Genomic DNA, 22,481 nt, shown 5'->3' with positions numbered 1-22,481 from the left:
GGTCAGTCCTTGATCAGGGTAAATTGCATCACATCCGTGTTGTGCGCCTGGAAGGCGGCCTCGCAATACGCGAGGTAAAACTCCCAGGTCAGCAGGAAACGACCATCGAAACCCTGCTTTTCCAGCGCCGTGCGCTGGGCCAGGAAGCTGGCGCGCCACTGGCGCAGGGTTTCCGCATAATCGAGGCCAAAGCTGAAGGAATCTTCCACGCGCAAGCCCTGCGCCTCGGCGGCGCGGCGAAACTCGGCCGGCGACGGCAGCATGCCGCCCGGGAAGATGTATTGCTGGATGAAATCCGTGCTCTTGCTGTAGCGCTCGAACAAGTCGTCGGCAATGACGATGGTCTGGATGCAGGCCCGGCCGCCCGGCTTCAGGTTGCGCGCCACGCATGCGAAATAGCCGGGCCAGTAGCTTTGCCCCACGGCTTCGAACATTTCGATCGAGGCGATGGCGTCGTACTGGCCGGCGCTGTCGCGGTAGTCGCACAGCTGCAGGTCGGCTTGCCCTGCCAGCCCCGCGTCGTGCAGGCGCTGGCGCGCATAGGCCAGCTGTTCGGTCGACAAGGTCAACCCCGTCACGTGCGCGCCGTAGCTGCGCGCCGCCGTTTCCGCAAAGCCGCCCCAGCCGCAGCCGATTTCCAGCACCCTGGCATCCGGCTGCAGCTGCAGCTGGTCGGCGATGCGCCGGTATTTGGCGCCTTGCGCCTGCTCCAGGCTGGCGCCTTCGCTGAACAGCGCGCTCGAATACGTCATCGACGGATCGAGCCACAGCTGATAAAAAGCATTGCCGATGTCGTAATGGGCGTGGATGTTCTTCTTGCTGCCGGCCCGCGAATTGCGGTTGAGCAAATGCCTGAGCTTGTAGACGAGGTTGCCCCACCAGTTGCCGTAGATCAGCGATTCGATCTGCGCGCGGTTGCGTATCATCAATTCGATCAAGCCCGGCAAATTGTCCGTGCGCCAGTCGCCGGCGATAAACGTTTCCGCAAAGCCGATGTCGCCCGAGCGCAGCACGGCCGAGCACAGGCGCCAGTTGTGCAAGTCCAGGGTGACGGGATGGCTGCCGTCGCCATACAGCAAGATGCTGCCGTCGGGCGTGCGCAGGCGCAAAGCGCCATGCTGCAATTTTTCCAGCAGGCGCAGGATCACGCGTCCTGAAGCGGGCACGTCCAAGTGCGTGTGATCGGCCGTGTGGTCGGGACGGACGCAGGCGCGCGCCTGCAGGCCGGTCGGCAGGGAATCGGAGCTCATCGGGACACCTTTTCTTGTGGTGGAAGGGGTTTGCTGAAAAACGGCACGCGGCGCAGCCACAGGCGCAAGGCTTGCCAATGGATGCGCGCCATCACGCCTAACGTCATCAGCGGGTAGCGCAGCAAGGCCCAGGCGATGGCGCCATCGCGCAGCGGCCGCGCCGTGCCGGACAAGCTCGTTTGCAGCAGCGGGCCGTCGAGGTCGTCATAATCGACACGGGCCAGGTGGCGTTCGCCGTTCTGTTCGCTGTTGCGCAAGAAACGGAAACGATAATTTCCTTCCACCTTGCAAAACGGCGAAACATGGAAAATTTTATTGGCGCGCAACTCGCTGCCATACGCGATGGCGCCGCCCTGTTCGAGCAGGTACAGGTGGCGCTCGCCAAAGGTATTGCGCACGTCGCAGACCACGGCCCGCAACGCGCCATCCGGGCGGTGGCAAAACCAGAAGCTGACGGGATTGAAGACATAACCGAACATGCGCGGCATGGTTTGCAGCCAGATTTCACCACCCGCATCCGTCACGCCATGTTCACGCAGCAAGCCGTCGATCCAGTCCGGCAGCGGCGTTGCCCCATCGCCATGGTCGCTGTCGCGGAAGGACAGCACATTGGCGCGGTTGCGCGACATCAAACGGGCAGGAAAATCACGCGCGCCCATGCTGCGCAAGGGCAGGCGCAGATAAAACATGCCGTAACTGAAAGCATGCTTGCGCGGGCGCAGCCGTGCATGGCGCACTTGCCCCAGGCACAACTGGGGCTGCGGCGCCACGGGCAGTGATGGATCACGCGGCATGGCCGAGCTCCGCCGCCGCCATGCCATTGAGTATTTGCGCCACGGCCAGGCCCGACTTCAAGCCGTCTTCATGGAAACCATAGCCCGTCCAGGCGCCCGCGAACCACGTGTGCTGCGCACCCTGGAAACCGGCCAGGCGTGCCTGGGCGGCAATGGCCGCGCCATCGAACACGGGGTGGGCATACGAAAACTCGTCGATGATGCTGGCCGGAGCGGGCTCGTCGAGCGGATTGAGCGAGACGATGACGGGCGTAGTAAATGGCAAGGGTTGCAGCTGGTTCAGCAAATAATGCACGCACACTTGCGGCGCATCGCCTTGCGCGGCCGGCCGGCCCTGGTAGTTCCAGGCGGACCAGGCCTTGCGGCGCTGCGGCAGGCAGGACGCATCCGTATGCAGCACGGCCCGGTTAGGCTGGTAGCGCACGGCTTCGAGCACGGAGCGCTCGTCGTCGCGGATGTCGGCCAGCAAGGCCAGCGACTGGTCGCTGTGGCAAGCGAGCACGACGTGATCGACGTGCTCGACGCCGGCGACCGTATGCAGCTCGACCATGCGCGCGCCATCGTGCGGCTGGCGGCGCACGGCCAGCACGGGGCAAGCGAGGCGCTGCTGCGGGATGCCGGCCAGCAGTTTTTCCACATAGACGCGCGATCCGCCCCGCACCGTGCGCCATTGCGGCCTGTCATTGACTTGCAGCAAGCCATGGTTGTGACAGAAACGGATGAAGGTGGCCAAGGGAAAGGCCAGCATCTGGCGCGCTGGGCACGACCAGATGCAGGCGGCCATCGGCAGCAGATACCAGTGGCGGAACTCGTCGCCATAATTGTGCAGATCCAGGAATTCACCGAGCGGCATGGCCGGCGCCGGCACGCTTGCCGTCGCCAGGGCACTGGCCTGGCGGTTGAAGCGCAGGATATCGCGCAGCATGCGCAGGAATGCCGGGCGCAGCAGATTGCTGCGCTGGGTAAACACGGTATCGACATTGGCGCCCGCCCATTCCAGCACGCGGGCGTCGGATGCCGTGCCCATCGGCATTTTCACGGAAAACGACATGTCACTGTCGGCCGCCTCGACACCGAGTTCATCGAACAGTTGCACCAGGTTCGGATAGGTGGCGTGGTTGAACACGAGAAAACCCGTGTCGACGCCATGCGTGACGCCATCGAGCGTGACATCGACCGTATGGCTGTGGCCGCCAAAATAGTCGCCCGCCTCGTACAAGGTGACGTCCTGGCCCGCCTGCACCAGGCGATAGGCACACGACAATCCTGCGATTCCTGCTCCGACGACGGCAATTTTCATGAATGCACCTGTATTAAGTTTGTCCTGGACAAATAAGCCTCATGGATAATCGATGAAATATTGATTTATGTCAATGAGCGCTCTCAGCAGTTCACAAACTTATACGCCGGCAATTTCTGATCGGATTCAGCTATTTGGTAAGGGGCGGCGGAAGGCGTAAAATGCAAGCCACGTTCTTCCGCAAGCGAGCAAAGCCCCCCCTGGTATGGATACTGACCTGCAACCCTCTCCCGCCTTCAGCATCAGCGATGTCGAACGCGACACCGGGCTGGCCAAGGAAACCTTGCGTGTCTGGGAGCGCCGCTACGCCTTTCCCCAGCCCCAGCGCGATGCCTTTGGCGAGCGCAGCTATCCAGCCGAGCAAGTGCAAAAATTGCGCATGGTCAAGCGCCTGCTGGACCTCGGATTTCGTCCGGGAAAAATCATGCAGCACAGCACCGTGCAACTGCAGCAGCTGGCCAGCGCCGGCAGCGCGGCGCCGCCCGCGCCGCCACCGCAACTCGAGCACTACCTGGCCCTGTGCCGCGGTCACCAGATGGCGGAATTGGGCGGCGCCCTGCGTCAGGCGCTGGCCGTGCTGGGCTTGAAGGCCTTCACCATCGACGTCATCGCCCCCCTTACGAGCATGGTGGGCGAAGCGTGGGCTTGCGGCGACCTGGCCGTATATGAAGAGCATCTGTATAGCGAAACCTTACAGACAGTGATGCGCCACGCCATCTTTTCCCTGCCGCAAGCGAGCAGCCCGTCCACGCGCACGCCGCGCATCGTCCTCAGTACCTTGCCGCAGGAGCGTCATGGCCTGGGGCTGCTGATGGCCGAGGCGCTGTGCGCGGCGGCCGGCGCACAGTGCCTGTCGCTGGGCGTGGAAACGCCGCTGACGGACATCATCGCGGCCGCCCGCGCGCAGCGGGCCGATATCGTGGCGCTGTCGTTTTCCAGCGCCAGCAAGCAACGGCAGACGCGCGACAGCCTGCAGCAGTTGCATGCAAGCTTGCCGCCAGAGATGGAATTGTGGGCCGGCGGACGCAGTCCCGTGCTGACCAAGCAGCCGCCGCCGTTTTTGCACGTGCTGGACTTGCGGCAAGTCGAGGAAAGCATCGCCGACTGGCGCCGCCGCCATCAGGCACACGCGCTGCAAACCCACTGAACCGGCTGAAAAGCGCGGCAACTGCGGCGATCTCCGTGGATAGGCGCGCAATGTTGCCAATCGAACAGTAAAGCATGAAGGGCCGGGCGTGCTCTGGTAGAATAGCCCGTAACACAGTGTCCGGCGCCGCCGGGCCTTAGGTCAGCACCCGCCACCACACATCCATGTTTAGTTTCTTCAAGAAAAAACCCATCGCTCCCGAGGCTGCGCCAGCCGAGCCCCTCGTCCCTCCCGCCGCCACGCCGCCTGCACCGCAGCCTGCCGCTACGCCCCTGAGCGGCGCGCCGGCCGAGCTCGTGCCCGTGATCGTGGCCGCCGAACCCGAGAAAAAATCGTGGATGACGCGCCTCAAGGCCGGCCTGTCGAAAACCTCGAATACTTTATCCGTGCTGTTCGTCGGCGCGAAGATCGACGACGCCCTGTACGAAGAGCTGGAAGCGGCGCTGCTGATGTCCGACGCGGGCATCGACGCCACGGAATTCCTGCTGACGGAATTGAAGAAGAAGGTCAAGGAAGACAAGTTGCTCGACGCCGCCGCCGTCAAGGCCGCGCTGAAAGTGCTGCTGATCGACCTTTTGCTGCCGCTGGAAAAGCGCTTCGAACTGGGCCGCCACAAGCCGCTGGTGATGATGATTTCCGGCGTGAATGGCGCCGGCAAGACCACCACCATCGGCAAGCTGGCCAAGCACATGCAGTCGAACAACCAGTCCGTGCTGCTGGCCGCCGGCGACACCTTCCGCGCCGCCGCGCGCGAGCAGCTGATGGTCTGGGGCGAGCGCAACAACGTCACCGTAATTTCGCAGGAGTCGGGCGACCCGGCCGCCGTGGCCTACGACTCCGTGCAATCGGCAAAGGCGCGCGGCATTGACGTGGTCATGGTCGATACGGCGGGACGCTTGCCGACGCAGTTGCACCTGATGGAAGAATTGAAGAAAATCAAGCGCGTGATCGGCAAGGGCATGGATGGCGCGCCGCATGAAACCCTGCTCGTCATCGACGGCAACACCGGCCAGAACGCCCTCACGCAAGTGAAAGCGTTCGACGATGCCCTGCAGTTGAGCGGCCTGGTGATCACCAAGCTGGACGGTACCGCCAAGGGCGGCGTGCTGGCGGCAATTGCCCGCGTGCGTCCCGTACCCGTGTATTTCATCGGCATCGGTGAGAAAATTGAAGACTTGCAGCCTTTCGTGGCTGCCGAATTTGTCGAAGCGCTGCTCGGATAAGCCTACCTACATGATTGAATTTCAGCACGTCTCCAAGCAATACTCCCCCGATGCCGTGGCGCTCAGCGACATTTCGCTCAGTATTGCCAAGGGCGAGCTGGTGTTTCTGGCCGGCCCGTCCGGCGCCGGCAAATCCACCCTGCTGAAAATGATCGCCGCCATGGAACGCCCCACGTCGGGCAAGCTGATCGTCAATGGCCAGGACATGGCCAAGATCAAGCCGGCAGGCGTGCCGTTTTTGCGCCGTAACATGGGCCTGATCTTCCAGCAGCAAAAATTATTGAACGACCGCTCCATCCTGGCCAACGTCATGCTGCCGCTGCTCGTCGTCGGCGCCCACAAGGCGGCCGCCGAGCAGCGCGCGCGCGCCGCACTCGACAAGGTGGGATTGCTGGACCGCGCCATGGCGCGTCCGCTGTCGCTGTCGGGCGGCGAGCAGCAGCGCGTATCGATCGCGCGCGCCATCGTCAACCGGCCGCAGATCATCCTGGCCGACGAACCGACGGCCAACCTGGACCGCGCCAGCGCCAACAAGGTGCTCGACGCCCTGAAGGCCTTCCACTCCGTGGGCGTGACCTGCCTCATTTCCAGCCATGACGAACAGATGCTCGACGCCGCCGCCCGCGTGATCCACCTGAAGAACGGCCAGCTGGTGGCCATCGACAAGGCCACGCAGGCGCCCGTCTTCGCGCCGCCCGATCCCAATTTTGCGCCATCGCCCGACCAGGACGACGCGCAGGGAGAACAGTCATGAGAGGCTGGTTCCGGCAACACCGTTTCGCGCTGGGTTCGGCGCTGATTCACCTGCGCAAGTCGCCGGGCGGCTTCCTGTTGAACGTCGTCGTGGTCGCCATCGCGCTGTCGCTGCCGTTCGCCGGCTTGACCATGCTCGACAACGTGCGTCCCATGTCGGAACAGATGTCGGTCGATCCGGAAATCAGCGTCTTCCTGAAGATCGACACGCCGCGCGAGCAAGCCGTGGCCCTGGCCAGTTCCATGCGCAAGATCGTCGGCGAGCAAAAGGCGAAGATCGTCTTCATCCCGCGCGAACAGGCGCTCGATACCCTGAAAAACAAGAATGGCCTGGCAGACGTGCTCAGCACCCTGGGCGACAATCCCCTGCCCGACAGCTATGTGCTGAAACTCGATGCCTTCAGCAGCGCCAGCGAAGCGCGGGACGTCGACGCGGTGGCGGAACAGCTGCGCCACTTGCCCGGCGTGGAATCGGCGCAGGTCGATTCGGCCTGGGTCAAGCGCCTGGCGGCCCTGCTGGGCGTGCTGCGCCTGGTGCTGCTGCTGCTGGCCATCACCCTGGGCGTGGCCGTGATCGCCGTGGTCTTCAATACCATCCGCCTGCAGGTGATGCAGCAGCGCGATGAAATCAGCATTTCGAAACTGATCGGCGCCACGGACACCTTCATCCACCGCCCCTTCTATTACACGGGCGCCCTGCTGGGCCTGTGTGCCGGCGCGCTGGCCCTGGGCGCCGTCGCGCTGGCCTTGCAACCGCTCAATACCGCGATTGCCGAATTTGCCCGCCTGTACGCGTCCGAATTCCAGCTGGTGCCGCTGGCGCCGCTGCCGATGGCCGGCTTGCTGGCCGTCAGCGCCGGCCTGGGCCTGATCGGCGCCTTCCTCTGCGTGCAGCGCCACCTGGCGCGCCTGAACTGACCTTCCCTTCCATGGCGGCGCCTGCGGTGCCGCCATGCGCCTCACCCTCCCCATCTGCTGTTATCTTGATGTTTAGCAAGTATTCTTAAGGTTCGCTTCAGCCAGAGGTCGTAGACTGGTTACGTGTTCAAATCGCTGTTCAGAGATATATATCAAGCATTAACCCGCCATAGTATTTAGGCTATCAGGACGATTAAATGTGCTGATTGGCACTCTCAAGCAGAGAGTGCTAATATAGGGACATACCAAAGGCAGTAGCGCCATGGACGCCAGATGAAGATGGTGCCGCGCTCTGCAAAGTGCAAGACCGAATACGCAAACAGACAACAGGACCACGTCGCGTGACGTGGCCAACTGGAACAAAGCAAGACTACGAGGGAGAAAACATGACTATGATGTCCGCAACGTCCGCATTGGTTCCGACCAAAAGTAATGCGCTGGGCCTCGGTTTCACTGGCAATCTGGGCAATATCGACGCCTATATTTCGGCCGTGAACCGCCTGCCCATGTTGACCCACGACGAAGAAATTTCGCTGGCGAAACGCCTGCGCGAAAAAAATGACCTGGCCGCCGCGCAAGAGCTGGTGCTGTCGCACCTGCGCCTGGTGGTCTCGATTGCCCGCGGCTACCTGGGCTATGGCTTGCCGCATGCCGACCTGATTCAGGAAGGCAATATCGGCTTGATGAAAGCCGTGAAACGTTTCGATCCGGACCAGGGCGTGCGCCTGGTGTCGTACGCCATGCACTGGGTGAAAGCCGAGATGCACGAGTACATCCTGAAAAACTGGCGCCTGGTCAAGGTCGCGACGACGAAGGCACAGCGCAAGCTGTTCTTCAACCTGCGCAGCCACAAGACGGGCCTGGACGCGATGACGCCGAAGCAGATCGATGCGCTGGCCAAGCTGCTCGACGTGAAGCGCGAAGAAGTGATCGAGATGGAAACGCGTTTGAGCGGCCGCGACATCGCGCTGGAATCGCCGACCGACGATGAAGACGACAAGTTTTCACCGATCGCCTACCTGTCGTCGGAGCAAAGCGAGCCGACCAAGGTGCTGGAAGCGGAACAAGTGACGCGTTTGCAATCGGAAGGCCTGGAAACGGCCTTGAGCAAGCTCGACGCCCGTTCGCGCCGCATCATCGAAGCGCGCTGGCTGGCCAACGACGACGGCTCCGGCGCCACCTTGCACGCGCTGGCGGACGAGTTCGGCGTATCGGCCGAACGCATCCGTCAAATCGAAGTGGCGGCGCTGAAAAAAATGAAGGGCGCCCTGGCCGCCTACGTGTAATCGCCAGCCATGCCGCAATGTAAAAGGCGCCGCGAGGCGCCTTTTAGTTTTACAAATGATGTTTATCAACAGATAAACATGGTCGGCCGTTAAGCTGCAGCCAAGCCTTTGGTGATCAGCTCGGCGACCACTTCATTCAGATCCACGCCGCGTTCCTTGGCCAGGGTCTGCAATTGCAAGACCAGATCGCTGTTCAGCTTGACGGCGAATGGCACCAGGCCCAGGGCCTGGTCGCGCTTGCGCTGCTCGCGGCGGTCGACGACGACCGCTTCCTTACCGAATGCACCGGCGCCGGGAACATTCATCTTTCCCATCAGTTTCTTGGCATCGCTTTTGGCCAGGTCGGTTTTTTTCATGGTTGTTTCCTGATTTTCAAAACAGCCATTTTACGCAGTAATCGGCGCGCCGCGTGGCCGGCGCGTCAATTCATCGGCAGCGCGCCAATAGTGCGCCGGAAAAATATCATTTTGTTATTATCATTTCATCCCATGCGTGCACAGGCATGCCCGGGACGCTCTGCCTGAAAGGAAAAACATGCAATCTCTGACCCGCTCTTACCGTACCGTCCTGCTCCCCTTGCTCATCGCCTGCCTGGCGATGCTGGCCGGCTGCGGCGCGGCCGGCAGCGCCGGCGACGCGGAAAACACGCCGCGCAGCGTCACCCACGTGCTGTCGCCCGGCGAACAGGTCGCCATCACGGCCACCGATACCCTGAAACTCGAACGTGTCAACGACAGCCGCTGCCGCAAGGGCGCCGTGTGCGTGTGGAAAGGCTACGTCAGCTACAGTTTCAGCCTGCTCAACAGCGCGGGCGCCACGGACATCGTCCTGTCCGAATCCATGCCCGGCGCTTCCAGTTCCGTCACCGTCAACCACCTGACGTTCACCCTGCTCGACGTCGACCCGGCCACGCCGCCGGCCCTGAATGCGGCCGAGCCTGCGTATCGGGTCAAGGTCAAGATCACGCAGGGCGCCCTGCCCCGCTAACGTCGTGATGCTGGCGGCTGTCGGTCGGCGCCTGTTGCCGCTCCAGCATGCCGTAATCGCGCACGACGGCGGCGATGCGCAAGCGGTAATCGTCAAACACGCCCTGCCGGCCGGCCGTTTGCGCCGCGCGGTGCGCTTCCAGCTGCCGCCACTGCGCCAGCGCCGCTTCGTCGCGAAAGAAGGACAGCGACAGCAATTTGCCTGGCTCGCTCAGGCTGCCGAAGCGCTCGATGGAAATGAAACCATCGACCTCGTCGAGCAGGGGCCGCAGCGCGGTCGCCATATCCAGATACTGCTGGCGCCCTTCGGCGCTGGGCCAGACTTCAAAAATCACGGCGATCATGCATTTTCTCCTTGCGTAAACACGGGGATGCGGGCATTCAACGACGGCAGATAACGCCACGCCAGCGGCATGCCTTCCAGCCCGTCGGACCACGCCTGCAGGCAAGCCGTGGCGATCGCGTGCGCGATGGACTGGCCCGGACAGACGTGGCGGCCATGGCCAAAACCCAAGGCCGCCTGGCCGGCGCTGGCCAGCACGACGACGATCATCTGCCCGGCTGGCACGCGCACGCCGTCGAACTCCACGTCTTGCGCCGTGTAGCGGCGCGTGTTGTGGACCGAAGGATCACACTGGCTGACCTCGCGCAGCATGGCCGGCCATCGCTCAGGCGTTGCACGCAATTGCGCCAGCAACTCCGGCTGCGTGCGCAAGGCAACAATGGCATTGCCCAGCAAGCCGGCCGTCGCGTCGCACGTTTGCGACAGCAAACCCACGAGGTTGGCCAGCAAGCCGTTCCCCATGGCATCGGTCTCTGTCACGATACTCGCCAGCAGGCTGCCCGGCCGCGCGTCGCCCTCGCGCAGCAAGTGGCCAAAACCTTGCAGCAAGGCGTCGGCCGCTTCCTGCGCGCCAGCCAGTTGCTCACCATTGCTCAGCGGCGACAGGCAAGCGACAAAAGCGCGCGTCCATTCGGCCAGCGCCGGCCATTGCGCTGGCGCAAAGCCCAGCAAGTCCGCCATGGCAAACAGGGGCAATTGAAAAATCGCTTCGTTGAGCTGGGCCGCGCTGGCGGGCACGCGGTCGCCTGCCATGCGCGATGTCTGTACTTGCAGGCGAAGCAGGTCCACCTGGCCCAGCGCACGCGCCAGCACCTGTTTCGGCACGACATGCCGTTCGCCATCGTTCATGCGCACCAGTTCCGCAAAAATCGCGCCGCACGGCGTGCCAGCCAGATTCTGCGGCACGGCCAAGCCCGGCGGGCGGACGCGGCAAGCGGGATGCTCGAGCACGGCCTGCACGCCAGCCGCGCCCGTCGCCAGCCAGCAGTCGAGCGTAGCGTCGAAGCGCAGCGGCGGGCCATCGGCCAGGCGGCGATAGTAGTCATACGGCGCCATGTGGGTGACGGCGGAAAAAGGGTCGGCAGGGTCGACGAGATGCATATGGCTTCCATTGCGGTAAGGTTGGGACACGAGTATGCTGATCCTTCCACCACAACACTTCGCCGGCGAACGAATCATGGATGACAAACTTTCCTCGGCCGACATGGGCCTGGCGCAACTGGCCGGCGCCATCGCCGAACCGGCCCGCGCGCGCATGCTGTGCAGCCTGCTCGATGGCCATGCGCGCACGGCCACGGAATTGGCCACGCTGGCCGAAGTGGGCGCCTCGACGGCCAGCGCCCATTTGAGCCGCTTGCGCGACGATGGCTTGCTGTCAATGGTGGCGCAGGGCAAGCACCGCTATTACCGCCTGGCCAGCGCGGAAGTGGGCCAAGCCCTCGAAGCGCTGCTGGTGGTGGCCGGCGTGCCGGCAACGCCGTTTACCCCTTCGACACCGGACCGCTTGCGCCATGCGCGCACCTGCTACGACCACATGGCCGGCACCGTCGCCGTCGCCCTGCACGACCAGTTGCACGCGCAGGGCTGGCTGCTGGACGACGGCGGAGAATATCGTCTGTCGGAAGCGGGCGCGGCCGGCATGGCGGCCCTGGGCATCGACGTGCCGCAATTGCTCCAGCAGCGCCGCCGCTTCGCCTGTGCCTGCCTGGACTGGAGCGAACGGCGTGCCCACCTGGGCGGCGCGCTGGGAGCCGCCCTGCTGCAACTGGCCCTGCGCCAGCGCTGGGCCGAGCGCGAACTCGACAGCCGCGCCCTGCGCATCACGCCGGCCGGCGAGCGGCGCCTGCTGGCCGCATTTGGCGGCGGCTGAAAGGCACGCTATCATCTTGCCACTTACTCAATATGTATTGAAATGACACGAGGGCATACGATGATCGCATTCCAGGGTTTGGCCAAGCGCTACGGCACGTTCGAGGCCGTCAAGCCGCTCAGCTTGCAGGTGAATAAAGGCGAAGTCTTCGGCTTCCTGGGACCGAATGGCGCCGGCAAGACCACCACCATCCGCATGCTGATGGGCATCCTCGTGCCCAGCGCCGGCAAGGTGCTGATCGATGGCCTCGATTGCCACCGCGACGGCGCCGCCGTCAAGCGCAAGGTCGGCTATTTGCCCGACAACCCCATCTTTTACGATTATTTGCGGGGCCGCGAAATCCTGCAATTCGTCGCCGAAATGCATGGTTACCCGCGTGTGGAAGCGGCCGCCCGCGCCGCGCGTCTGCTGACGGAATTCGGACTGGACGAGGCAAGCGAAGATTTCGCCGTCAATTACTCGCTGGGCATGAAGAAAAAGCTGGGCCTCGCGTGCGCGCTGATACACGATCCTGCCGTGCTGATCCTCGACGAACCGATCAACGGCCTCGACCCGCGTGCTTCGCGCGACGTGCAGGAACGCCTGCTGCGCATCGCCGCGGCCGGCACCACCATCTTCGTTTCCACGCATCTGCTCGATATGGCGCAAAAGCTGTGCAGCAGGGTTGCCATCATCCACCGGGGCGCCCTGGCGGCCACGGGCAGCCTGGACGATATCCGCCAGCAGCTGTCCAGCGACGGCAGCCTGGAAGACATCTTTTTACAGCTCACCGACGAAACGGCTGCCGCGTGATGCCCGCGCCACCAGGCGCCTGGCGCGCCGTCTGGCTGCTGACCCGCTTGCGCCTGCAGCGCCTGCTCAACGTCAGCGGCAAGGGTTTTTCTTTCAAGAAGGGCGCCACGAGCCGTGCCGCCACGCCGGGCAAGAAACGGGGGCGCTGGCTGCTGGGCGCCCTGCTGCTCTTGCCCATGCTGTTTTCGTCCGGCAATATCGCCCGTCACAACCTGCTGAACATGCATTGCCTGCTCGACCAGGTGGCCGTTTGCCAGGCCAAGGGCAGCATGAACGCGGGCGAGCGCGTGCTGGCGCCCGTCATCGCCCACTTGATCGAGCAGCCTTTCAGTACGGCGCTGGCAGGCGCCCTGACCCTGCAATTGGCGCTGCTGTGGCTGGTGAGCCTGCTGCTGCCGCTGGGCATGGGAGAGCTGTCGAAGCCGGACTGGGACCTGGAATGGCTGGTCACCCTGCCCGTCGACAAGGGCACCCTGCTGTGGGCGCGCGTGCTCGAGCGCACGCTGGTCAACCCGCTCGGCCTGCTGGTGCTGTGGCCCTGCACCACCATGATCGCGTGGTACTCGAACCAGGGCTGGTTCGCACCGCTGTCGGGTCTCCTTGCCTGCCTGCTCCTGCTGGCACTGGCGGCCATGCTGCGTACCCTGGTCGACACGGGCTTGCGCCTGTCGCTCAGCCCCGCGCAGCTGGGCAACCTGCAGGCGCTGCTGTCGGTAGCCGGCCTGTTTCCCATGTATATGGGCATGTCGTTCGGCATGGGCACGGGCGGCTTTGCCCACGCGTGGGCGGCGGCCATGCCCGCCTGGAGCGCCTGGACGCCTCCGGGCCTGCTGGTGAGTTTGCTCAATGCCAAGGGTGCGGCGGCAGCGCTGCCGGCCGCCCTGCTGCTGGCGCAATGCCTGTGCCTGATGCTGCTGGGCATGGCGCTGCTGCGCCGCCAGCTGCGCCACGGCGTGGTGGGCGCGGGCCAGCGCGAAGCCAGCCGCAAGCCCGTCCCGGCGGCACCGCCTGCAGGCAGGTGGCGCGCCGGCATCGGTACGGTGATCCAGCGCCGCGAACTGAGCTTGCTGCTGCGCGACCGCAATTTTCTCGTGCAGACCCTGCTGATGCCGCTGCTGATCCTCGGCGGCCAGGCCTTGTTCTCGGGCCAGGCGCGCGACCTGCACGAGCTGCTGTCCAGCCCCGCCTTGCTGGCCTCCACCGGCTTTTTCCTCGGCACTTACGTGCTGATGATGTCGGCCTTCCAGACCCTCAACAAGGAAGGCGGCGCGCTGTGGCTGCTGTACACGTTTCCCGTTTCCGTCGAACAGGCGCTGCGGCAAAAAGCCCAGCTGTGGGCCGCGCTGGCCCTGCTCTACCCCGTGATCCTGTTCGGCGCGGCGCTGGCCTGGCAAGACGCCTGGCGCTGGGACATGGCGGGTCTGATGCTGCTGGCCCTGGCCGGCATCCCCCTGTACTCGCTGATTGCCGTGGCGCTGGGCGTGTTTGCCAGCGATCCGCTGGCCACCGAGGCGACGTCAAAAATACGGCCTGCCTACACGTATCTGTACCTGCTGCTGACGGGCCTGTACATCGCCGCCCTGGCGGCCGGCAGCCTGGCGCAGCAGCTGGCCTTCGTCGTGCTGACGGCGGCGCTGGCAGTGGCCCTGTGGCAAAAAGCGCGCGATGAAATACCCTACCTGCTCGATCCGGCCGCCTCGCCGCCAGCCAGAGTTTCCGCGTCGGACGGCCTGATCGCCGCCATGCTGTTCTTCACCCTGCAAACCCTGGCCTTGCTCCTGCTTAAGGGCAAGGTGGCCGAGCCGCTGGCGCAAGTGGCCATCGCCTTCGGCGGCGCCGGCGCGCTCACGTACGCGCTGGTGCGCCTGGTCTACTGGCGTAGCAAGACGGCCGGCGTGCCGCGCATGGCGCATGGCAAACACCCCTGGCGCTGGGGTACGGCAGGCGCGGCCATATCGGCCCTCTGCGGCATCGCCTGCACGCTGATGCTGCAACCGCCTGCGGCAGCGCCAGCGGGCGCCAGTCCGTGGACCGGCCTGTGGCTATTGGGCTTGACGGTACTGGCCGCGCCCCTGTGCGAGGAATTCATTTTCCGCGGCCTGATCCAGGGAGGCTTGCGCCGCTCGCTGCCGGCCTGGCAAGCGATCGGCATCGCCGCCGCCCTGTTTGCCGTCGTGCATCCACCCGCGTCGATGCTGCCCGTGTTCGTGCTGGGCCTGTGCACGGGACTCGCGTACGAACGCAGCGGATCGCTGCTGGCGCCCATGCTCGTACATGCGGGCTATAACGCGGTCATCCTGGCGTTCCAGCTGGGCAAGTGATGTTTATTTGCTAGAATCGCACACGTTTCCGTCCGTATCCCAACCAATGACTACGCACAGATCGCGCATGTATCCACGCTTGTTCGCCCCACTTCTCCTCGTCGCGCTGCTGAGCGGCTGCACGGTCCTCGCCCTGCGCCCCAACAGCGGCGTCGAAAACCGCACGTTTACCGTGCAGGAAACCCCGCGCCTGCGCATCGACGCGCCCAAGGCGCGCATCCAGATCCCCATGCCCAACGACCATTTCATCGGCATCGCCCTGTCCGGCGGGGGCAGCCGCGCGGCCAATTTCTCGGCCGCCTCGCTGGAGCAACTGGAACAGTTCGGCCTCGTCAGCGGCGCCTCGGCCATCTCCGGCGTCTCGGGCGGCGCCATCGCCGGCGGCTACTATGCGCTGCATGGCAAGCAGACGGATTGGCCCCTGCTGCGCAGCAAGCTGAAAACGGATTTCTTCGGCCAGACCATTTTGAAACCGGCCAACCTGACGACGATGTTGTTGACGAACAAGACGCGTACCTCCTTCCTGTCCGACGTGTTTGACGATGTGCTGTACGACAAAAAAACCTACGAGGACTTGCCGCACGACGGCCCCATCTTCCTGGCCAACGCGACGGACGCCACCGATGGCGGCAAGCGCGTGGTGTTTTCCTATGAGTATTTTTACGGCACCCTGCATTCGCCGATCCAGGATATCCGCCTGGCCACGGCTGTGGCCACCTCGGCCGCCTTTCCCGGCGTGTTCGATTCCGTCACCTTCGAACGTTTCCGCCCGAAAAACACCTTCGTGCCGGAGCTCGGTTCCGAGTCGCGCGAGTCGCCGTCGTACGTGCACCTGTTCGATGGCGGCGCGGCCGACAACCTGGGCGTGGAAACCCTGTGGGACGTGGCCTTGACGCAGCTGTACGGCAACGACATGGCCGTCGTGCCGCCGCGCCTGAACAGCAAGCCCTTCATCCTCATGTCCATCGACGCCAACGCGCCCAATTCCAGCGCCGTCTTCGAAAAGATGTCGGACGAGCGCCAGCCGCTGGACCGCATCTTCAACAAGAATATCTACGATGCCGTCGACGCCCTGTTTTCGCGCCAGCGCAAGGAAAATCTCGTCAAGATGGGTTTTGGGCAAGCCCGCTTCGATACTATCACGCATGAAAATTTTGGCGACCTGAGCCAAAAATTCGTCAAGAGCAAGCGCACCTCGGCCTTTGCCATCCCCGTGCTGTGCCGCCCCCACCTGGGCCAGTACCGCTGCGAAATCGACGCGGCCGATCCCTTGCCCGGCCAGATCCGCACGTGGCTCGAAGGCTTTGCCTGGCATATTTCCATCGACCAGATCGCCTCGCTGGCGCTGCGCCTGTCCAGCGGCGATGCGCACATCGACAGCGCCCGCAAGGAAGAACGCGCCGCCCTCGTCAAGCTGCAGCGCCTGGCCACGCAGACGAAAACCCATCTGAAGCTGACAGGCCCGGAAAACTGCAGCCCGGAAGTGCTGCAATCGGCCCTGTACAGCGCCGCGCGCGTGCTGATCCTCGACGACGAGGAATCGCGCTTCGCCCTGTGCGACTACATGCTGGCGGGTAAGCTGATCAATGACGACACCGTCTGCAAGCAGCGCTATGTCCACGCCGTGCCCCGCTTCGCCATCGAAAGCGAAGACCTGCAGTACCGCAACCTGAGTTCGGACGGCAATTCCGTGAACGTGCCGATACGCTGCAAGAAGTGAGCGCCTTGGCACGGCCTGCCCGGCAGTTGGCAAAGGCGGCTACAACGCCAGCACGCGCTTGCCGTGCACCCATTCCAAGCTGCCATAAGGTGATATCCGGTTCAGTTGCTGCAAGGAATTGAGTGCCAAGGAAGGATCGCGTTTGACATATTTTGTATAGGCGCCGATATAAAACAAGCTTTCGGCAAAGGCATCCTGCTGTTCTTCAGCGTCCTTGCGCGCGATTAAGCGAGATAACTCCGTCAGATTATCCGCGCCCTGCCACATTCTTAACAGCGCGCCATAATGCGATTTGCTATTCTTTTCAATATGGACAGCCTGCTTTTCAAGATTTGCATTGGCAAGCGAAGCATCGTTTGCACGCGCCATGATATAGCGATAGACCACTGCCCGATATTCCGCGAATTCAGGTTCATCGGACGTAAATTCCGTATCCGCCAGATAGGCCAACGCGTTTTTCCAATCACCCAATTCAACGCTGGAAAAAGCGGCGAGTATGAAGCCGGATTGATGCACTGCCAGCCTGCCGGCCCGCTCATCCGGTTTGGCGGCAGCCGCTGCCTGGCGTTCACTGTCAAGTAGCGGCGCCAGTAGGGCCAATGCATCGGCTACACGTCCTTGGGTAAAAAAAATCGTTGCTTTGGTAACAGTGAAAGACGCTTGCTGTTCCGGCGTGGCAATCCGCAAAGCTTGCTCGACCAAAGGCAAAGCTTCTTGCGAACGCTCCAGGGAGTCCAGCGAGGCTGCTTGCATTATCAGTATGTCCGCCTTACTTTTATCACTAAGCTCCTTTTTTCCCAAAATCTGCGCCAGTTTCAACTGCCGCTCGTGCGTTTCTTTAAGAAAGTTTTCTTGGGCTTGCGATAAATTACTGGCCAACACCAGCGCGCCAGCCATCACGTAGGAAATTACTTTAGATAACAGCATACATTACTCGATCATGGGAAATAAAATAGCAAGTATATCAAGCAAAATTAACCGATGGAAACTTTCCCCGAGCGTAAATATCTGTCCGGCCCAAAAAAAATGACACGCACGATTACTCGTGAGTGTCATTAGCGCAAGGATTCCAAGCGCCCGCTTGATCTAGATCAACCGACTACGCCTGCGCATGTAGCTGCGGCTTAACGCACCTTCCAGTTCCTGCTCCGTTTTATGCTGGTTCACCGTGTACAGGGCCCACAGGGCCGCCGGCACCCAGCCGATCACAGTGCACTGCAGAATCAAGGCGGCGGCACCGGCCAGCGGGCGCCCCAGCATGAAAAACGTGAGACACGGAAGTAGCAAGGCTATCAGCAATCGCATCACGACATACTCTCCTAAATTTAGAGCAGCGGACAAGGGCCGGTATCCGGTCCGTCCCCCGCCCGCTGCGTACTGCTCCTTATAGATGCACGGCGATTTGCGGCATCAAGTCGTCAAACGTGCGACCGTTGCCGTTTTCGCCGATGGCGTGCATCTTCCATTCGCCGTTATGGCGGTACAGCTTGGCCATGATCTGTGCCGTGTGGGAACCTTGCACAGACAGGTTGAAACGCGCGACTTCCTGGTTATTGCTGGCATTCAAGATGCGGCAATAGGCGTTTTCCACCTGCGAGAAGTTCTGGCCAGTAAAGCTGTTGACGGTGAAAACGAGGCTTTTCACGTGCGCCGGCACTGTCGACAGATCGACATTGATCTGTTCGTCATCGCCATCGCCCGCGCCCGTGCGGTTGTCGCCCGTGTGGACAATGCTGCCGTCCTTGCTTTTCAGCTGGCGGAACCAGACGATGTCGGACGTGCTCTTGTTTTCATCGAACATGACGCACGAGGCGTCCAGGTCGACGGCTTCCGTCTTCGAACCGAAACCGAGGAAACCCTTGGTCTTGGCCGCATCCCAGCCCAGGCCCATGGTGATACGGGTCAGGGTGGTACCAGCTTCTTTGTCCAGAGAAATCTTCTGGCCCTTGCTCAAATTGACAGACATACGCATAGCTCCTGTTTGCTTGGTTACATCAAATATTAGTTACGCCGGCTTGCTTTGGGTCCAGGCGAGGAAGGCCGCGCGGTTGCGCGAGCAGACGAGGATTTTTCCCGTGCCTGAAAACTTCAGTACCACGCCCTCGCCGCTGGTCTGGCTGTTGATCAGGTTCCCCAGAAAGCCGCCGCTGCTGCCGGTCGTCATGGAAATTTCGTATTGCAGGCGGTTGTCCCAGCACACGACGTGCGAGTTATCGATCACCACGTCCTTGCCAGGCGTCACTTCCAGTATCGACATCGCGCCAAAACCGGACACCGCCAACTGGCCGCTGCCTGCCGTCTCGGTAATGAAAAAGCCACCGCTCTGGGCAAACAGCGCATTGCCAAGGCTCTGCGTGCGCACCTTCAATTCCACGCCAGCGCTGGCCGCCACGAAGGCGCCGTCGCTGATCATGTATTGCTGGGCGCCAATCTCAAGCACCCGCATCGCGCCAGGCAAGGTGGGCGACAGCAGACAGTCGCCGTCGCCACGCATGGCCTCGATATGCTGCTGAAAGAACGATTCCCCGTTGGCAAAGGTGCGCATCAGCGCGGCGCCTATGCCGCCCGTCATCTTGCCTTTCAGCTCAAGATTGGTTTCCATCATCACCATCGCATTGGATTCGCAATAAATCTTCTCGCCCTTGGCAAGCGACACATGCAGGAACGGGTCGACGTCCCCGGTAATAGTAAACACTGGCATCTGACTGTTCCTTCCTCAACTAGGCAATGATGGAGACGGCTCCCATAATGAACCGCCGTTAATACAGAGTAACGGTGCCGCACAAAACCGTAGCGAGCGGATGTGATTTGTGGCCGAGAAGCGCAACCGTACTTTAGTACGGTGAGCATCGCCGGCCGCAAAGCGCACCGCGCAGTAGGTTTGGTGTGGCTACCTTATACGCCGACGCCGAACGAGGCAGCCAGTGGCCCCAGACCGCCTTTATAACCCTGGCCGATGGCCTTGAATTTCCAATCGCCGCCATTGCGGTAGATTTCGCCGAAGACCATGGCCGTTTCGGCCGAACCGTCTTCCGACAGGTCGAAGCGGGCGATTTCCGTGTTGCCGTTGGCATTCACGCAGCGTACGTACGCCTTCGATACCATACCAAAGTTTTGCTTGCGCGCTTCGGCATCGTGTATCGTCACGCAGACGGCGATCTTGTCGATCTCGGCTGGCACCGTGGCCAGGTCGACGATGACGGTTTCATCATCGCCATCGCCGGCGCCCGTGGTGTTGTCGCCCGAGTGGGTGACGGAGCCGTCGCTCGATTTCAGGTTGTTGTAGAAAATCATGTCGAGGTCGGCGCGCACCTTGCCGTCCGCCTTCAACAGGAACACGGAACCGTCGATGTCGAACGCGGCGCCATCCGTGGCGCGGGCATCCCAGCCCAGGCCGATGATCATCTTCGAGATGCCGGGAGCTTCCTTGCTCAGGTTGACGTTGCCGCCTTTTTGCAGACTGATTGCCATGATGTATTTCTCCTATGTGAAATAAAAAACGATTGGTACACCTGGCGCCTTCTCCGGTCCGACTCCCCGGACCAGGGATGGCGCTTGCTGCATCACGCTGGCAAACGGGTGTGGCGTTTGCCGCGTATCTCTTACGCCTTGGCTGCTGCTTCCAGCTCAGGCTGTTTATCGTCCGTGCCTTCCAGCAAGGCCATGCGTCGCTTGTAACGGATCGACGACCACAGCGAAGCGAGAATGAAGGCCACGCCGATCAGCCCCGTGAAGATCTCGGGAATGTGGAACTTCATGCTGACCAACATGATCACGGCCAGGATACCGATCGCATAGTGCGCGCCGTGCTCCAGATAAACGAACTCGTCGAGCGTGCCCTTGCGCACCAGGAACACCGTCATCGACCGCACGAACATCGCGCCGATAGCCAGGCCCAGCATGATGATCACGACATCCTTGGTGATGGCGAACGCGCCGATCACGCCGTCAAAGCTGAACGATGCATCGAGTACTTCCAGGTACAGGAAGCCGCCGATACCGCCACGCTTGACGATGTCGCCCATGTTGCCGTCGCCGTTGTCGCCTTCCAGCAAGCCACTGATCACATCGACACCCACGTAGGTCAGGATGCCCCACAGGCCGGCCGTCAGGACCACCAGTTTCTGGCCTTCATCGATCATCGACAGGCTGGCCATCAGGGTGCCCAGCGCGATCATCACGGAAATCGACGATACCTTGCCCAGCGCGCCCAGTTTTTCTTCAATACGGCCCAGCCAGTGCGTTTCTTTTTCGTCATCCAGCAGGAAGTTCAGGAACACCAGCAGCAGGAAAATGCCGCCGAAAGCCGCCACTTCCGCATGGTGGTTCGTCAGGTGCATCGAGTACTGTTCCGGATTGCTCAGTGCCAGATTCCATACTTCCATCAAACCCAGGTCCGCCGCTTGCGCCACGATAACCAGCGGGAACAGCAAACGCATGCCGAAGACGGCAATGATGATGCCCACGCCCAGGAACAGGTTCTGCCAGAACTTGTCCCAGTTCTTCAGCACCGACGCATTGACCACCGCGTTGTCAAACGACAGCGACACTTCCATCACGCCCAGGATTACCGCGATACCGAGCGCCGCCAGCATCGTCTGCACGCCACCGTGCGTGTAACCCCACCAGGCGGAAATGCCCAGGCAGATGAATGTCACCAAGAATGACACTCTGAAATGTTTCATCGATAGTTCCCCTTTATCCAAATTCAATGGAAGGTAGTATAGGGACGTGTGACACATTTAAAAATAGAAGATAATGGAAGTATTACTTCGTAAAAACAGAAGATAGAGGATGGATCGATGAAAACCACGGGCTTCAATTACCGCCATTTGTACTTCTTTTGGGTGGTCGCCAAGGAAGGCGGCGTGACGCGCGCGGCCGAGCGGCTGGGCCTGGCCGTGCAAACCATCAGCACCCAACTGGCCTTGCTGGAAAAGGAGCTGGGCAAGTCGCTGCTGCAGCCGCAGGGACGGCGATTGGTGCCGACGGAAGCGGGCCGCCTGGCGCTCGGCTATGCGGACCAGATTTTCCTGCTGGGCGAGCAGATGCAGGACGCGCTGGCCGACGCCGACGCGGAAAAGATGCGCCTGACCGTGGGCATTTCCGATTCGCTGCCGAAACTGATGGCCTATCGCATGCTTGACGCCACGCGCAGCCTGGACCAGCCCATCAAGCTCGTGTGCCTGGAAGATGAATTCGAATCGCTGCTGGCCGACCTGGCCTTGCACAAGCTGGACCTGGTATTGACGGACCGCGCCGTGCCCGCCGGCGCCAGCCTGCGCGTATCGAGCCACCTGTGGGGCGAGAGCGCCATGAAACTGTTCGGCAGCCCCGCGCTGGCCGAGCAATACCGCGACAATTTCCCGCACAGCCTGCACGGCGCGCCTTTCCTGCTGCCCGCGCGCAATAACGCCTTGCGCGGGCGCATCGACGAATGGATGGTGCAGCAAGGCGTGCGCCCCGACGTCGTCGGCGAATTCGAAGACAACGCCATGCTCAACGCATTTGGCCGCAAGGGCCTGGGCCTGTTCTTCGCGTCCGCCAGCCTGGCGGCCGATATCGAGGAGCAATTCGGCGCCGTGCTGGTCGGCGACGCCTCATCCCTGCGCGAGCAGTTCTACGTCATCTCGAACGAGCGCAAGATCATGCATCCGGCGCTGGACGTGATCCTGGCCGCCATCGAGCGCGCGCCAAAGATTCACAAGGAAACCTGATAAATCCATTCGAAAATAACGTTTGAATAATCAATCAAAAGCGATTGTAATGAAGCCTGAG

The 22,481-nt window shown here is 62.2% G+C and carries 23 protein-coding genes; 11 read left to right on the top strand and 12 right to left on the bottom strand.

Features of this window, described 5'->3' with window-relative positions; genetic code table 11:
- Nucleotides 1-2: 2 nt before the first annotated feature.
- Genes CLU90_RS22800 through CLU90_RS22790 form a run of 3 tightly spaced genes read right to left on the bottom strand, consistent with a single transcriptional unit; the run spans nucleotide 3 to nucleotide 3,344 of the window.
- Entirely contained in the window at nucleotides 3-1,250 is a 1,248-nt protein-coding gene (locus tag CLU90_RS22800; RefSeq protein ID WP_232731302.1) for an SAM-dependent methyltransferase, read from the bottom strand.
- The gene (locus tag CLU90_RS22795) at nucleotides 1,247-2,044 is read right to left on the bottom strand and encodes a DUF1365 domain-containing protein (protein WP_100428977.1); all 798 of its coding nucleotides are present in this window, start codon (nucleotides 2,042-2,044) and stop codon (nucleotides 1,247-1,249) included. Before CLU90_RS22795 ends, CLU90_RS22800 begins: the two co-directional genes overlap by 4 nt.
- Nucleotides 2,034-3,344, bottom strand: a complete 1,311-nt coding sequence (locus CLU90_RS22790) for an NAD(P)/FAD-dependent oxidoreductase (protein WP_100428976.1) — start codon at nucleotides 3,342-3,344, stop codon at nucleotides 2,034-2,036. The genes CLU90_RS22795 and CLU90_RS22790 overlap by 11 nt, the downstream gene beginning before the upstream one ends.
- 205 nt (nucleotides 3,345-3,549) lie before the next feature.
- Here CLU90_RS22790 and CLU90_RS22785 point away from each other — a divergent pair, with 205 nt between their 5' ends.
- The 5 genes from CLU90_RS22785 to rpoH all read left to right on the top strand — a co-directional run bounded on the left by CLU90_RS22785 (nucleotide 3,550) and on the right by rpoH (nucleotide 8,671).
- Nucleotides 3,550-4,491 carry a MerR family transcriptional regulator gene (locus CLU90_RS22785; RefSeq protein WP_100428975.1) on the top strand — a complete coding sequence of 314 codons (942 nt, stop codon included), beginning with the start codon at nucleotides 3,550-3,552 and terminating at the stop codon, nucleotides 4,489-4,491.
- A 164-nt stretch (nucleotides 4,492-4,655) separates the two neighbouring features.
- The gene (gene ftsY, locus CLU90_RS22780) at nucleotides 4,656-5,714 is read left to right on the top strand and encodes a signal recognition particle-docking protein FtsY (protein ID WP_100428974.1); all 1,059 of its coding nucleotides are present in this window, start codon (nucleotides 4,656-4,658) and stop codon (nucleotides 5,712-5,714) included.
- Between the two features lie 10 nt (nucleotides 5,715-5,724).
- Nucleotides 5,725-6,468: a cell division ATP-binding protein FtsE gene (locus tag CLU90_RS22775; RefSeq protein WP_100428973.1), complete on the top strand. Its 744-nt coding sequence runs from the start codon at nucleotides 5,725-5,727 to the stop codon at nucleotides 6,466-6,468.
- Entirely contained in the window at nucleotides 6,465-7,385 is a 921-nt protein-coding gene (gene ftsX, locus CLU90_RS22770; RefSeq protein ID WP_100428972.1) for a permease-like cell division protein FtsX, read from the top strand. Before CLU90_RS22775 ends, ftsX begins: the two co-directional genes overlap by 4 nt.
- Before the next feature lie 392 nt (nucleotides 7,386-7,777).
- Entirely contained in the window at nucleotides 7,778-8,671 is an 894-nt protein-coding gene (gene rpoH / locus CLU90_RS22765) for an RNA polymerase sigma factor RpoH (protein ID WP_092717014.1), read from the top strand.
- 89 nt (nucleotides 8,672-8,760) lie between these two features.
- On the opposite strand, the gene CLU90_RS22760 is transcribed toward rpoH, so the two are convergent.
- The gene (locus tag CLU90_RS22760; RefSeq protein ID WP_092717011.1) at nucleotides 8,761-9,027 is read right to left on the bottom strand and encodes a hypothetical protein; all 267 of its coding nucleotides are present in this window, start codon (nucleotides 9,025-9,027) and stop codon (nucleotides 8,761-8,763) included.
- A gap of 178 nt (nucleotides 9,028-9,205) precedes the next feature.
- Here CLU90_RS22760 and CLU90_RS22755 point away from each other — a divergent pair, with 178 nt between their 5' ends.
- The gene (locus CLU90_RS22755) at nucleotides 9,206-9,658 is read left to right on the top strand and encodes a hypothetical protein (RefSeq protein ID WP_092717008.1); all 453 of its coding nucleotides are present in this window, start codon (nucleotides 9,206-9,208) and stop codon (nucleotides 9,656-9,658) included.
- Here the strand turns inward: CLU90_RS22755 and CLU90_RS22750 are convergent.
- The gene (locus CLU90_RS22750) at nucleotides 9,633-10,001 is read right to left on the bottom strand and encodes an antibiotic biosynthesis monooxygenase family protein (RefSeq protein ID WP_100428971.1); all 369 of its coding nucleotides are present in this window, start codon (nucleotides 9,999-10,001) and stop codon (nucleotides 9,633-9,635) included. The two genes, CLU90_RS22755 and CLU90_RS22750, sit on opposite strands and share 26 nt — an antisense overlap.
- Nucleotides 9,998-11,101: a cytochrome P450 gene (locus tag CLU90_RS22745; RefSeq protein ID WP_100428970.1), complete on the bottom strand. Its 1,104-nt coding sequence runs from the start codon at nucleotides 11,099-11,101 to the stop codon at nucleotides 9,998-10,000. The genes CLU90_RS22750 and CLU90_RS22745 overlap by 4 nt, the downstream gene beginning before the upstream one ends.
- 76 nt (nucleotides 11,102-11,177) lie before the next feature.
- Here CLU90_RS22745 and CLU90_RS22740 point away from each other — a divergent pair, with 76 nt between their 5' ends.
- The 4 genes from CLU90_RS22740 (at nucleotide 11,178) to CLU90_RS22725 (ending at nucleotide 16,703) form a co-directional block, all read left to right on the top strand.
- The gene (locus tag CLU90_RS22740; protein WP_100428969.1) at nucleotides 11,178-11,870 is read left to right on the top strand and encodes an ArsR/SmtB family transcription factor; all 693 of its coding nucleotides are present in this window, start codon (nucleotides 11,178-11,180) and stop codon (nucleotides 11,868-11,870) included.
- Between the two features lie 60 nt (nucleotides 11,871-11,930).
- Nucleotides 11,931-12,662 (top strand): ABC transporter ATP-binding protein, encoded by a 732-nt coding sequence (locus CLU90_RS22735; protein WP_092717002.1) that lies wholly within the window; start codon nucleotides 11,931-11,933, stop codon nucleotides 12,660-12,662.
- Nucleotides 12,662-14,983, top strand: a complete 2,322-nt coding sequence (locus CLU90_RS22730) for a CPBP family intramembrane glutamic endopeptidase (protein ID WP_100428968.1) — start codon at nucleotides 12,662-12,664, stop codon at nucleotides 14,981-14,983. Before CLU90_RS22735 ends, CLU90_RS22730 begins: the two co-directional genes overlap by 1 nt.
- A 67-nt stretch (nucleotides 14,984-15,050) precedes the next feature.
- Nucleotides 15,051-16,703 carry a patatin-like phospholipase family protein gene (locus CLU90_RS22725; protein ID WP_157808883.1) on the top strand — a complete coding sequence of 551 codons (1,653 nt, stop codon included), beginning with the start codon at nucleotides 15,051-15,053 and terminating at the stop codon, nucleotides 16,701-16,703.
- A 39-nt stretch (nucleotides 16,704-16,742) separates the two neighbouring features.
- Here CLU90_RS22725 and CLU90_RS22720 read toward each other — a convergent pair whose 3' ends face one another.
- The 6 genes from CLU90_RS22720 to CLU90_RS22695 form a co-directional block, all read right to left on the bottom strand.
- Nucleotides 16,743-17,630: a hypothetical protein gene (locus CLU90_RS22720; protein WP_092716993.1), complete on the bottom strand. Its 888-nt coding sequence runs from the start codon at nucleotides 17,628-17,630 to the stop codon at nucleotides 16,743-16,745.
- A gap of 159 nt (nucleotides 17,631-17,789) precedes the next feature.
- Entirely contained in the window at nucleotides 17,790-18,008 is a 219-nt protein-coding gene (locus CLU90_RS22715; RefSeq protein ID WP_010394888.1) for a hypothetical protein, read from the bottom strand.
- 79 nt (nucleotides 18,009-18,087) lie between these two features.
- Nucleotides 18,088-18,669: a TerD family protein gene (locus CLU90_RS22710; protein ID WP_100428966.1), complete on the bottom strand. Its 582-nt coding sequence runs from the start codon at nucleotides 18,667-18,669 to the stop codon at nucleotides 18,088-18,090.
- A 39-nt stretch (nucleotides 18,670-18,708) separates the two neighbouring features.
- Complete coding sequence (locus CLU90_RS22705) at nucleotides 18,709-19,404, bottom strand: TIGR00266 family protein (protein WP_092716987.1); 696 nt, start codon at nucleotides 19,402-19,404, stop codon at nucleotides 18,709-18,711.
- Between the two features lie 194 nt (nucleotides 19,405-19,598).
- On the bottom strand, nucleotides 19,599-20,174 hold the full coding sequence (locus CLU90_RS22700; protein ID WP_092716984.1) for a TerD family protein: 576 nt from the start codon (nucleotides 20,172-20,174) through the stop codon (nucleotides 19,599-19,601).
- 131 nt (nucleotides 20,175-20,305) lie between these two features.
- Nucleotides 20,306-21,388, bottom strand: coding sequence for a DUF475 domain-containing protein (locus CLU90_RS22695; protein WP_100428965.1), 1,083 nt, complete (start codon nucleotides 21,386-21,388; stop codon nucleotides 20,306-20,308).
- Between the two features lie 117 nt (nucleotides 21,389-21,505).
- Here CLU90_RS22695 and nhaR point away from each other — a divergent pair, with 117 nt between their 5' ends.
- Nucleotides 21,506-22,420 carry a transcriptional activator NhaR gene (gene nhaR, locus CLU90_RS22690; RefSeq protein WP_100428964.1) on the top strand — a complete coding sequence of 305 codons (915 nt, stop codon included), beginning with the start codon at nucleotides 21,506-21,508 and terminating at the stop codon, nucleotides 22,418-22,420.
- Nucleotides 22,421-22,481 lie beyond the last annotated feature (61 nt).

It is taken from the genome of Janthinobacterium sp. 67 (assembly GCF_002797895.1).
Taxonomy (GTDB): Bacteria; Pseudomonadota; Gammaproteobacteria; order Burkholderiales; family Burkholderiaceae_D; genus Janthinobacterium.
This window is presented reverse-complemented; position numbering and strand designations above follow the sequence as displayed.